At 62.9% G+C, this 12633-nt stretch carries 10 protein-coding genes; 1 reads left to right on the plus strand and 9 read right to left on the minus strand.

Annotation, left to right across the window (positions count from 1 at the left end; genetic code table 11):
• The first annotated feature begins 77 nt into the window (after nt 1-77).
• Nucleotides 78-3065: a dermonecrotic toxin domain-containing protein gene (locus tag AC3Z8Y_RS16440; RefSeq protein ID WP_490086740.1), complete on the plus strand. Its 2988-nt coding sequence runs from the start codon at nt 78-80 to the stop codon at nt 3063-3065.
• 64 nt (nt 3066-3129) lie between these two features.
• Here AC3Z8Y_RS16440 and AC3Z8Y_RS16445 read toward each other — a convergent pair whose 3' ends face one another.
• The 9 genes from AC3Z8Y_RS16445 to fliF form a co-directional block, all read right to left on the minus strand.
• On the minus strand, nt 3130-4551 hold the full coding sequence (locus AC3Z8Y_RS16445) for a flagellar hook-length control protein FliK (protein ID WP_490086741.1): 1422 nt from the start codon (nt 4549-4551) through the stop codon (nt 3130-3132).
• A 67-nt stretch (nt 4552-4618) separates the two neighbouring features.
• The gene (locus AC3Z8Y_RS16450; RefSeq protein WP_490086742.1) at nt 4619-4969 is read right to left on the minus strand and encodes an Hpt domain-containing protein; all 351 of its coding nucleotides are present in this window, start codon (nt 4967-4969) and stop codon (nt 4619-4621) included.
• A gap of 24 nt (nt 4970-4993) precedes the next feature.
• On the minus strand, nt 4994-6697 hold the full coding sequence (locus AC3Z8Y_RS16455; protein WP_490086743.1) for an ATP-binding SpoIIE family protein phosphatase: 1704 nt from the start codon (nt 6695-6697) through the stop codon (nt 4994-4996).
• Nucleotides 6697-7005, minus strand: a complete 309-nt coding sequence (locus tag AC3Z8Y_RS16460) for an STAS domain-containing protein (RefSeq protein ID WP_490086744.1) — start codon at nt 7003-7005, stop codon at nt 6697-6699. Before AC3Z8Y_RS16460 ends, AC3Z8Y_RS16455 begins: the two co-directional genes overlap by 1 nt.
• An 89-nt stretch (nt 7006-7094) precedes the next feature.
• Entirely contained in the window at nt 7095-7544 is a 450-nt protein-coding gene (gene fliJ / locus AC3Z8Y_RS16465) for a flagellar export protein FliJ (protein WP_181113023.1), read from the minus strand.
• Between the two features lie 6 nt (nt 7545-7550).
• A complete protein-coding gene (gene fliI / locus AC3Z8Y_RS16470; RefSeq protein ID WP_181113026.1) occupies nt 7551-8909 on the minus strand; it encodes a flagellar protein export ATPase FliI in 1359 nt (452 codons plus the stop codon).
• Nucleotides 8899-9660 carry a flagellar assembly protein FliH gene (gene fliH, locus AC3Z8Y_RS16475; protein ID WP_490086745.1) on the minus strand — a complete coding sequence of 254 codons (762 nt, stop codon included), beginning with the start codon at nt 9658-9660 and terminating at the stop codon, nt 8899-8901. The genes fliI and fliH overlap by 11 nt, the downstream gene beginning before the upstream one ends.
• Nucleotides 9661-9799: 139 nt before the next feature.
• The gene (gene fliG, locus AC3Z8Y_RS16480; RefSeq protein WP_225772771.1) at nt 9800-10819 is read right to left on the minus strand and encodes a flagellar motor switch protein FliG; all 1020 of its coding nucleotides are present in this window, start codon (nt 10817-10819) and stop codon (nt 9800-9802) included.
• Nucleotides 10812-12629 carry a flagellar basal-body MS-ring/collar protein FliF gene (fliF, locus tag AC3Z8Y_RS16485; protein ID WP_490086746.1) on the minus strand — a complete coding sequence of 606 codons (1818 nt, stop codon included), beginning with the start codon at nt 12627-12629 and terminating at the stop codon, nt 10812-10814. Before fliF ends, fliG begins: the two co-directional genes overlap by 8 nt.
• Between the last annotated feature and the right edge of the window lie 4 nt (nt 12630-12633).

The raw sequence follows: 12633 nt of genomic DNA on the forward strand, positions 1-12633 counted from the left end.
CTCGATTGCGTTATGCACCACCGGCGCCTCCGGTACTGGCTGCAAAGTCGCGCGCTTTGTGCCAACAGAGGCTGATCATGAAACCTGTAACCCATACCCGACACCTGGCCGACCTGCTCGAAATGAACCATCGGTGGCTGGCGGACTACCCGGATCTCGGCGCCGCCGCAGAAGCCGAAGCCCGGCGCCTGTTAGCACTGCACGGTGTTGCGGAGCAGGATGTGCATCACGTGTATTGGCACTGCTTCGAGAACGCCCAGTCCAGCCCGAGGGCTTTCAGTGGCTGGTCCCACAGTGGGCCACCCATGCAAAGCCTGAGCTTGCCACAATTGGTGTTGCAGCGGTTCCCGGGGGCGGACCAGGACCGGATGGATCAGCTGGACATGATGAGCGGCTTCTATAGCGCTGGCGCCAAAGCCAACCAGTACGACGAACATCAGGAGCTTCGGCTACTGCCCAGCCAGCTTGGAGCCGATTTCTGGAAAGCCGCTTTCGCAGACACGTACCGAACACGCTTGAGGGATTTCTGGCGCACACGAACACCCGACTTTATTGCCCTGAGCCGCGCCAGCGCCCTGGTCGCCATGGAGCAGGCGCGGCAGAACGGCGCCCTGAGCGACGCTCAATTGCTCACCCTGCAACGGGCTTTTGCCAACGGCGTGGGTGAAGACCGCTCTACCGCCGCACTGGCAGCGCAACGGCCCGCAGCGTCGGGTTTGACAGTAACCGGAGTGAGCCTGCACGCCACCCACTCGCGTGACCTGTTGCGGGTGCTGGAACCGGAAGGAGCGCAATACCTGTACATGCCCAACGGTGCCAACGTTGTGCAACGCTTCGACGATGCAGCGGCACTTGAGAGGTGGCTCCAGCGCTACGCCGCCACGCCGCAAGGGCTCGCGGAATTACAGTCACACTTCGATCCGGACGACGAACACGCCCATAACCTGCTGGCCCAACTGGCCGATGGCAGCCTGGCACCCGGATGGCTGGGTGGCGAAGCGTTACCTGCGGCCAAGGATCCATTTGCCTGGCTCGCCGAACGCGCCGCCACAGAGATGTTCCGGCATGCCGACCTCGCCCTAACCAGCAACCATCGCCTGCGCAAGGAGGCCGCTGTCGCATTCCTGTCCACCTTCGCGCAGCTGGCTTCCCAACTGGCGCCGCTCGGATGGCCGATTGCGCTAAGCGCTGTAGCAAGTGCCAGCACAGCGATGGGGCTGGACATCGACAAGGCCATCCACGCCAGGTCACCCGCCGAGCGCAAAGCGGCAATCGGCGCCGCCATTGCTGAAGGGCTGACGGCAATCTTCAACCTGCCGTTGCTCAGCGCAGCCCCTGTGAGCGACCTGCCCTGGGAGGTGATCGAGGATGAGCCGCTGGTGTTGCCCACGCCGCCTGCCTTGCCGCCCTCCCCGATTTCGCGGTGGCCGCTCAACACGCGCGGAATGATCGAGCAGACCGACTTCGAACTGGTGTTTGCCGTGCAGGAAATTGCCCGCCACGGCACGGCCGCAGGCATCGAGCCAGCCCTGGCCGCAACCCGACGCTTCGCGCGGTTGCCGCGAATGATTGAAGGCGCTTGCCTGCGGGTGTTCGGCAACGCCGAGGGCGCGCTGTCCTTTGCCAAGGCGCACTTCGACGGGCCGTTTCAACTGTTCCGCATTCAGGCGCAGGGGCTGAAGGTCGCTTCGCTGCGCTTGAACCTGCGCCTGAACCGGGTGAACACGCTGGCGCTTCTCGGACAGGAAGACAGGCTGCTGTCGCCCGAAGAGCTAGGAGATTTCGCCGATGGCGCGTGGCTCGAGCATGAAGCCCACATCGCCATGGCAGACCTTTCGCCCGCGCGGCTTCGGCTGCTTTCGCCCTTCACGCGGGAGCCCTGGGCCCCGCCGGCCCTACGGGTATCGCAAGGTGTACATTGCCAGCATCTAGGGCGGGGCGTGGCCACCAGTTACCTGATCACCGTGGAAGACGCCTTGCGGGTAGTGCGCTTCGACCCGCTGAACGACTGCTGGCGTACCACCACTGGCACGGGCTTTCGTTACAACCCGGCGGCGAGCATATTCGAACCGTTCAGTGCCCAGCCAACCGTTCAGCCAAGCGCGCAAGAGATCGAAGCGGCGACGGCGGAACTGGGCATGCCGGCAAACTATCCCTGGCGCATCCCGCCGGTACCGAAGCAAGGCCGGGTACCGCTGCCACGAACCATTCACAGCGTATGGCTGGGCCGGCGGCTGCCGAATGACTTTGTGAACAACGTGATTGCCAATGCCACGCTGGCCGCCGAGGGCAGTGCGCCGTTCGACTATCACCTGTACCTGAGCATCGAGGACCCACTGGACCAGGCCCTTACGCTGACCGACCTCGCTACCGCCCCGACCAACCTGCACATTCACCTGCTGGAGGATACGGCGTTTTTCCGCGCCTTCCGGCAAACGCCCTACCATGCCCAGTACCAGGCCGCCACCGAAGGCACCGGCGTCAACTATGCCAGCGCGGCGGACGTGCTGCGGTATCAACTGCTGGACTACCACGGCGGGCTGTACATGGACATCGACGACACGCTGTATGCCAGTACCGAGAGCGGTAGCCACTTTGGTGACCTGGACTGGTCAATCGCCCCCGGGCGGTTGATGCTCAACGGCTTGGTCAATGAGTCCCGGCTAGGCCTGCATTGCCAGTTCAACACAAGCAATTTCGCGGCACTGCCGAACACCCCGGTATTGAAGGCAATCTCCCAGGAAAGCCACCAACGCTTTGTGGCCAACCGGGACCTGTACTACCAACGCCCGTACGAAAACACTGATAGCCGGGACACTGTGACGGCGTACGCACGACGGATCAGCCATGTCACAGGGCCAGGGGTATTCAACGATGTATTGATGCGGGACGTTCCAGAGCTTCGCCAGTTTCGCGCGGTGACCCGCATCGCCACCGAGCTGTCGATCCCTCCCTCCGAGCTGGCGGCGCTCTACCGCGAGATACGCCAGCATACCCGCGAGTATTCACCGCTGGCCTGGCGTATCCGGATCGGCTCCACCTCGAGCTGGCTGCATACCAGATGACGGGGGCCTCCCCGTCGGCAGGAGGCCTTTAACCCTGTAGGAAGCGGCGGGGCCAGAACCCCGATCAGGCGTAGTAATCCACCAGGCTGCTACCCACCACCGACTGGGTGGCAGCTGCTTCGGCCACGGTAGAGACCTCCACATCGCCTTCTACCCCGCCGCTACGGCCCGAACCGCTGCGAGTGCCCTGGCCTGCCTGGGCCTGCTGCTGGTGTTGCTGCTGTTGCCGCGACTGGTCGGAGACGTTTACGTCTACCTGCGTCAGCCCCTGTTGCGACAGCATGTCGCGCAGGCGGCCCTGCTGGCTTTCCAGTGCATCGCGAACACCCACATGAGCACTCTGGAACGTGATCTGGGTCTGATCAGCGGTGACATCCACGCGAATATCCAGGCGGCCCAGCTCCAGCGGGTGCAACTGGATATCCGCCGACTTGAGGTTCTGGCTGGACAGGTACATCACCCTGTTTACCAAGCCTTCGCTCCAGCCATTCTGCTGCATGTTCAATGGTTGCGCCGGCGGCGTGGCCGTAGCCGCTGCCTTGCCGCCCACGGCCTGGTTCAACTGGCTCAAACGGCTGGTCAAGTCTTCGACGCGGCCGCTTGTGCCTGCAGCGCCGTCCTTGATATCGCCAATCGCACCGATGCCGTCATCACCCTCCTTGCCAACGCCCAGGCCATCGGTGGCTTTCTGCTGTTCCAGCATCGCGCCCATGCCTTGAGCGAAGGTATCGCCGCTCGCCGTGTCAGCGGTTTGCTGCGCTGCGGTGTTCTCGGCCTGCGCATGAACAGAGGTCGTACCCTGCTCCTTGGCCGTGTGTTCCAGTGCCATTCGCACCATCGGCAGGTCTGCCAGTGGGTCGGCCGCAGGATCGAACGCGTCATCGGCCGACGGAGCCTGGGCCTGATTGGCAGCTTGCAGCTGTGCAGGGTCTATCACCGGCTGAGGGGCCAGTGCAGGATCCGCGGGCGCGGGCGCAGGCACGGCGGCCGTTGGGTCCGCCACCGGCGTAGCCGGCAACGCGGTCGCGTCAACGACATCGACCGTGTCGTCTTCCTGATCGTCCGCCGACGCGCTCACGTCGACTTCTTCGCAAACCTCATCGGCCTTCACCGAATCGGTATCGTTCGCCTGATCAGCCTTCGCGGATTTATCCGCCTTGTTCGACCGGTCGGCCTTGTCTGCCCTCGTCGCCGGCGACGGTTTGCCGTCAGCGGCAACCGCCGGTTTATCGTCTTTTGCCTTGCTGGTGAATGCTGCTTTTTTGTCGCTTGCCGCGAAGTGCTCGCTGGAACGAGCGCTAGCATTGGCGGCCGCTTTCTGCGGAACGGCCTGATGCTCTTTGGCATAGACCTCCGCGAAGCTGGAAGCCCCGTCCTTGGTGGAGTCGGGGACCTTGGTCACCGAACTGACAGCATTAGTCTGGACCTTGCCGGTGGTACCGACAGAGGTGCCGATTTGCAGGAGTGGGTTTGAAGCGACAGCCATGACAGCGACCCCGCGCAGTGGGTGGGTAAACGGATATCAGGCTTAAAGCAAAAGGTGGGCCAGCTTTTCAGGGCGGCGGTGAACGGTCGAGGATGGCGAGGAAACTTTCCCGGACCGCGGTGAATTCTTCGACGATCCTGGCTTGCAAGTCGGCCACCAACCGAGCGGGCGCCTCGACCGGCAGATGCTCCAGCTCCCCACACAGCTGCGCGAGGTGCCCGGCGCCCATGTTGCAGCTGCTGCCCTTGAAACTGTGCGCGGCATCGCGCAGGGAGCGGGCGTCGGTGGCTGCCAGCAACTGTGCCAGCCGGTGTTGCGAATCCGAGAGATAGGTGTGGACCAGCACAGGAAATTGATCCTCTCCCATGATGTCCCTTAGCGTGGCAAGTACATCAGGGTCCAGATGGGCTGTGGTCACATTGTCCTCCTTGAACGGCGGCTATTATGCCTGACCCTCCCAGGCGAATTCTACGCGGGCGCTACGCCCATCGTCGGCCCAGCGAGCGCTGTGGCTCAATGCCCGGACCAGCTTGACGCCCCGGCCGGAATAGCCGTCGCCTTCACCCACGCGTTTGAGTGTGGCTGGTACGTCGAAGCCGGCACCGCTGTCTTCGATGGTGATGACCAGCCGCCCGCCCTCTTCGGTCTGGGGCTCTACCGCCAGGCCCACCTTCACATAGCCCCCCTGGAGCTCCCGCAGCCGCTCCTCGCGCATCTGGTAATAGCGGGCGAACCCCTCACCGTTCCGCTTGAGAGACGAATCCAGCCCCAGCACGCCATGCTCCAGCGCGTTGGAATACAGCTCGGTAAGCACCGTGTACAGCGCGCCACTCTGGCCGCGCAAGCCTTGCACCTCCTGAAGCAGTTGCAGCAGGAAAGGCAGCGGGTTGTAGCGCTTGAGGGTTTCACTACGAAACTCGAATGACACGGACCAGTCTGTCGGCGTGGGCTGGCCACGGTCGGGCGTGAGTACTGCCGGGGGCAGGCTGGCGCTGTCGACTACCTTGACCTGCACCATGCTGACGTCGTCGCGGGTTTCCCCGTGGAACCCCTGCAGCGCCTCGCGAATGTCCTCGAACAAGCGCTCGCGGTCAGTGTTGCGGTCCAGCACCGCTTCCAGTCGCTCGGCGCCAAACAGGGTTTCTTCGTGGTTGGTGGTTTCGATCACGCCATCAGACAGCAGGAAAATGCGATCGCCTTCCTCTATCGGGTACACCTGTGTCTTGGGCTCGAAGCGCTCAGGCGACAGGATGCCCAGCGGCAGCGCCCGGGATGGCACTGGCACGCGTTCACCGTTCTGCTTGAGCAGGTAACCGTCCGGCATGCCACCGTTCCATACCTCGAGCACTCGCCGGTTGACGCTCACATTGATCAGCGTGGCGCAGCAGAACATGTCCGGAGGCAGGATGCGCTTGAGCTTGGCGTTCATTTCGCGCAGCGTTTCCGCCAGGCCATACCCTTTGGCGGTCATGCCATAAAACACATCGGCCAGCGGCATCGCCCCCACGGCGGCGGGTAATCCATGGCCGGTGAAGTCACCGAGCAATACGTGAAGGTCCCCGCCCGGGCTGGCCGCCGCCAGCAACAGGTCGCCGTTGAACAGAGCATAGGGGGACTGAAGGTAGCGGATGTTTCCCGCGCCCAGGCAACCGGAATGGGCTACCTGGTCGAACACCGCCTTGGCTACACGCTGCTCGTTCAGCAGGTGGCCATGGTGGCGGGCCAGTTCGTCACGCTGCTTGAGCACCGTGGCCTGCAACCGACGCATGCGTTCCATGGCGTGGATCTTCGCCGCGAGGATGATCTGGTTGTAGGGCTTGGGGAGAAAGTCGTCACCACCGGCCTCGAGGCAGCGCACCAGCGCCTCGTCCTCGGACATGGAGGTGAGAAAAATGACGGGCACCAAGGCCTCGCCTGCCAGTGATTTGATGCGACGGGCCGCTTCGAAGCCATCCATGATCGGCATCATCACGTCGAGCAGTACGATCTGCGGCCGCATCTGTTCGAAGACCTTCACCGCTTCTTCGCCGTTACCCGCCTGGAGCACATGGTGCCCCTGGCGCCGAACGATACTGGACAGCAGCATTCGGTCCGTCATGTTGTCGTCGGCGATCAACACCGAGACCGAAGGGCTGTCTGGCAACATCAGTTGATGGCGAACAGTTGCGTGAAGTTGGAGATCGCGAGGATCTTCACCACATCCTGGCTGGCGTTGATCAGCCTGATCTGTGCCTTGTCGCCGCCGGCATGATCACGCAACAACAGGAGCATGCCCAGCGCCGAGCTGTCCAGGTAGGTAGTGTTCGCCAGGTCGATCACATAGCGTGACGGGCGTGGCTGCGCACGTTCGTAGCCATCGCGGAAGGCCTGGTGGCACCCGAAATCAAACCGGCCATTGATATGAATGACCAACTCCTGCCCATCCTCGGACTGCGTTGCAGTGACAACTTCCATACCTCGATCCTTCTTTATGCGGAGCGTTTGTTCAAAAAGGTTTTAGCGACTATCACCCAGGGCGACAATCGCGGCACTGAAATCTGCTTTCAGTATGAATCAGACCGCGGCAACCGCTGAGAAAGTTCATCGAGCAAGCGTTGTTCACGCTTATCTTCCAGCGCGCGTGCTTCGGTCATGTAGCGCATCACCAACTTGCGCAGGCCTTCTACCCGAGCGTAGGCCTTCTGCCAAGCGTCACGTGCATTGTTCAGGTTGTTCTGGTGCCAGGCCAGGCTCTTGCGCTGCTGGCCCACCGCGGTCTCCAGCTGGTTCAGGAAGCGCTGGTAGTTCATCAGCCACTGCCCTGAAACCCCTTGGGTACCGTTATTGATCCACTGCTGCTGGTAGTTCATGCGGAACTGCTCCAGCTCCTGCAACTTGGCTTCGGCCAGGCGCATCTGCCCCTGGAAATGGCCCAGGCGCTGTGCTGCCGTGCGCTCGGCCTTCTCTGCCATTTCAACGACTGGCGCCAGACGCGCCGCGCGGCTATTGGCCATGGCCTATCAACCCGGCGCCAGCGGGCGGAACACCGTTGCCAGGCGCTCCGAGCTGTTTTTAAGGCTTTCGTTATCGTGCAGGCCCTGGCGCAGGTAATGCACCAGCTGCGGGTGCAAGCTGATTGCCATGTCGGTCTCCCGGTCGCCCCCGGCCACGTAGGCCCCTACGCTGATAAGGTCGCGGCTTTGCTGGTAGCGCGACCACAGCTGCTTGAACTGCTGTGCCTGGGCCAGGTGCTGCGGCGTGACCACCGACGGCATGACCCGGCTGATGGACGCTTCGATGTCGATCGCCGGGTAGTGACCTTCTTCTGCCAAACGGCGGCTCAACACGATGTGACCATCGAGCACGCCGCGCGCGGAGTCAGCGATAGGGTCCTGCTGGTCGTCACCCTCGGACAGTACCGTATAGAACGCGGTGATCGAGCCGCCGCCGGCTTCGGCGTTACCGGCCCGCTCCACCAGCTTGGGCAACTTGGCGAACACCGACGGTGGATAGCCCTTGGTGGCTGGCGGCTCACCGATCGCCAAGGCAATTTCCCGCTGGGCCTGGGCATAGCGGGTGAGCGAGTCCATCAGCAACAACACGTTCATGCCCCGGTCGCGGAAGTATTCGGCGATGCGGGTGCAGTACATGGCCGCGCGCAGGCGCATCAGCGGCGCGTCATCCGCCGGCGAAGCCACCACCACCGACCGCTTGAGGCCTTCGGCGCCCAGGCTGTGTTCGATGAATTCCTTCACCTCCCGGCCACGTTCGCCAATCAGCCCCACCACGATGATTTCGGCTTCGGTGAAGCGGGTCATCATCCCTAGCAGCACGCTCTTGCCCACCCCTGTACCGGCAAACAAGCCGAGGCGCTGGCCACGGCCGACCGTAAGCAGGCCGTTGATGCAGCGAATGCCCACGTCCAGCGGCTGGCTGATGGGGTCGCGATTGAGCGGGTTGATCGTGGGGCCGTCCAGCGGCACCCAGTCTTCGGCGCGCATGCGGCCTTTGCCATCGAGGGCTCGGCCGGCGCCATCGAGCACCCTGCCCAACATGCTCATGCCCATGGGCAAGCGGCCCGTGTCGGCGAGCGGCACTACCCGAGCGCCGGGGGCGATTCCGGCGGCGCTGCCCACAGGCATCAAAAAGACCTTACTGCCTGAAAAGCCCATGACCTCGGCTTCGACCTGCGACGCCTGGTAGCTGTCGTCGTTGATCACCACGCAACGGGTGCCCATGGCAGCCCGCAACCCTTCGGCTTCCAGCGTAAGCCCGACCATGCGCAGCAATCGGCCTTCGACCACGGCTTGGCGAGGCAGGTCTACCGCTGGCGCATAGGTGCTCATGCGCTTGCCGAAACTGGTACGGTCAAGTCGCATCGCTGGTCTCCATTTCCAGGTGCAGATCTGCCTCGGCCGGGTGCAGGCCTTGCTCGTGCAACTGGTCGAACAACAGCGCCAGTGCTTGGGTTATCCGGGTTTCCACCGAGGCATCGATGCGGCTGTGTTCGGTTTCGATCCTGCAACCGCCAGGCATGAGCGCCGGATCTTCAAGGATTTTCCATTGCTCTTCGTGACGCTCGCGCAGGCCCTTGATCTGCTCGAAGTCCTGGGGGTTCACGAAGATACGAATATTGTTCGCGCCCATGGGTAACAGCTTGAGTGCCTCCTGGGTCACGCGTTCGATCTGCGAGGACTCCATCTTCAGCTCACGCTGGATGACCTGGCGGGCGATGTGGCTCACCAGTTCCACTAGCGAGCGCTCGATCTGGGTATCCTGCTCGGCAATCGGCGCCAAGAGGTTACCCATTAGGGTTTCCAGCGTGGCCAGGCGGGCCTGCAAGGCGACCTCGGCCTCTTGCCGCACTTTCAATTGAGTGGCGTGGAAACCGTCGCGCTCACCGGCGGCAAAGCCCTCGTTGTAGGCTTCCTGGCGAATGGCCTCAAGTTCTTCGAGCGTGAGCGGTTGCACTTCGTCGAGCGGCACTTCCTCGATCTCGCTGAGGCTCTCGGGCTCGGGGTCCGGTTCGGCCACCTGGGGGTCGAAACTGGGCAGGCGCCATACGTCCACGCCTATCAGATCCTTGGCGCGAATCAGCTCGCTGACGGGTTCCTTGCTCGACTGGCTCATTGAGTATTCCTGGCAAAACAGATAGGCGACCGGCGCGATCTGGTGTTACCAGAGCGCGCCGTGCACAGAGTATGACACCCCGATGGCGATGGAGGTTTGTACAAACCAGCGGCGAGCACCGCCCGTTTTCGTCCAAAGCTTAGATCATCTCCTCCCCGCCCTTGCCACCCAGCACGATCTCGCCGGCCTCCGCCATACGGCGGGCGATGGTAAGGATTTCCTTCTGAGCGGTTTCCACGTCGCTGACGCGAACCGGCCCTTTGGAATCAAGGTCGTCACGCAGCAGCTCGGAGGCACGCTTGGACATGTTCTTGAAAATCTTTTCCTTGATGCCGTCGTCGGCGCCCTTGAGCGCGACCACCAGTACTTCGGAAGACACCTCGCGCAGCAGCGCCTGGATACCGCGGTCGTCCACGTCCTTGAGGTTGTTGAACACGAACATCAAATCTTCGATCTGGCCGGACAGTTCCGAGTCGATCTCGCGGATCGAATCCATCAGCTGGCCTTCGACCGAGCTGTCGAGGAAGTTCATGATGTCTGCGGCACGTTTGATACCGCCCAGCGTGGTACGGGCAGTGGTCGAGTTACCCGCGAACTGTTTCTCAAGAATCGTGTTCAGCTCTTTCAGCGCAGCAGGTTGTACGGTATTGAGCGAGGACACCCGCAGCACGATATCGAGCCGCGCCTTGTGATCGAAATGGCCAAGCACTTCACCGGCCTGGTCGGGATCGAGGTATGCCACCACGATAGCCTGGATTTGCGGGTGCTCGTAACGGATCACGTCCGCCACCGCGCGAGGCTCCATCCACTTCAGGCTGTCCAGGCCGCTGGTGTTGCCACCCAGCAGGATGCGGTCGATCAGGCCATTGGCCTTGTCCTCGCCCAGCGCCTGGGTGAGCATCTTGCGGATATAACCGTCCGAGCCCACGCCCAGGCTGGTCTGGTCGCCCACGCTGGCCACGAACTCGGTCATTACCTCTTCAACCTGTTCGCGGTGCACGTTGCGCATTTGCGCCATGGCCACGCCAACCCGCTGGACCTCCTTGGGGCCCATATGGCGCAGTACCTGGGCGGCGTCGGACTCGCCCAGGGACAGCAACAGGATAGCGGCCTTGTCGACCTTGGTCAGCTTGGGTGCGGCAACCTGATTACTACTCATCTGCGTTGATCCACTCTTTCACGACCTGCGCGACACGGCCCGGGTCTTCGGCCACAAGACTCTTGATTGCGTTCAATTGGGCGTCATATCCCTCGGTCGGGCTTGGCAGCATGATGCTGGTAGGCCCGCCCAGGCTGACCCGATCATCGGCCAGCTCACCATTCATGCCAGTAAAGCCACCAGGGCCCCCGGCCATTCCACCGCCACCGGGGCCGCCTTCACCGTCCACCGCCAGCGACTTGGACTTGCTGCCGCCGGTGATGTTGTTGAGCACCGGGCGCAGGACGCCGAACACCAGCAACAGAATGAACACTACGCCCAGGCCCTGCTTGACCACATCCCAGAACCAGGGTTGCTGGTAGAAGGATGGCTCGGGGATCACCTCGCCGCGGTCCGGGCTGAACGGCGCATTGATCACCGTCACGCTGTCGCCACGGCTGGCATCGAAGCCCACCGCGTCCTGCACCAACCGCTGGAACCGCGCCAGATCTTCAGCGCTCCAGGGGGTATGGGTAATTTCGCCGTTGGCCGCATCCAGCTTGGCCTGGTCGTCTACAACCACCGCAACCGACAAGCGGGTCAGGCGCCCTTGCTGCTGGCGGGTATGGCTGATGGAACGGTCCAGCTCGAAGTTACGCGTCGACTGCTGGCGCTTGTCAGCCGGGTACGGAGCAAGCATGGGCTGGCCGGTGGCCGGGTCCATGATCTGCTGGCCGTTGGCGTCCAGCAACGGCTGGCCTGGCTGAATGGCCTGAGGCGCTGCCCCGCCGCCACCGCCACGAGTGGTCTGTGGTGCCGAAGCCGGGCTTGGCGGCTGGTTGCTCAAGGCACCGGGTACGCCGCCCGAACTGCTACCACTGGAACGCTGCTCGGTCACCGATTGCTCGCTGCGCAGGGCGGGCTGGTCGGGGTTGAACTGTTCGGAGGTCGACTCGACCGCGCTGAAATCCACCATCGCGGACACTTCAGCCTTGAACCGGTCATTGCCGATCACCGGCTGGAGAATGCTTTGCACGCGCTGGGTCAGCATGGTTTCCATGCGACGTGTGTAATCGAACTGCTTGCCGGCCATGCTCAGTTCGGAGTTTTCACCCAGGTCTGAAAGCAAGGTGCCTTTCTGGTCAACCACGGTCACACCCGAGCGGTCCATTTCCGGCACGCTGGTCGCTACCAGGTTAACGATGGCCATGACCTGCCCCGGGTCCAGGGTACGGCCGCCATACATTTCTACCAGCACCGAGGCGGTGGGCTTGCGCTCATCGCGCACGAACACCGAACTCTTCGGGATGGCCAAGTGCACACGGGCGCCCTTCACGCCATTGAGCGCGGAAATGGTACGGGCCAGTTCGCCTTCGAGGCCGCGGCGATAACGCGCGGCTTCCATGAACTGGCTGGTGCCCAGGCCCTGGTCCTTGTCGAGCGATTCATAGCCGACATTACCGTCGCCTTGCACTACGCCCGCCGAGGCCAGCTTGAGGCGCGCGCGGCCGATGTCTTCGGATTTGACCAGCAAGGCGCCGGAATTCGGCTCCACGGTATACGGAATATCAGAGGCAGCCAGGGTGTCGGTCACCTGCTTGGCGTCCATACCCTGAAGGCTGGTCAGCAGCGGGCGGTAGTCCGGCTGCTGCGACCATAGCACCACGGCGAAGCCGATCGCCACGCTGGCGGCCAGGCCGACCAACAGGCCCACCTGCCGCAGCACGGGCATCTTCGAGATATTTTCCAGAAAGGCCATGCCCGGCATCGACTTGCCGCCTGCCGCAGCGCCAGTTTTGGCGGGTACGTTGTCCGTTGTTGCTTCAGCCATGACC

This window comes from Pseudomonas sp. 3MAES_34.3B, assembly GCF_058145875.1.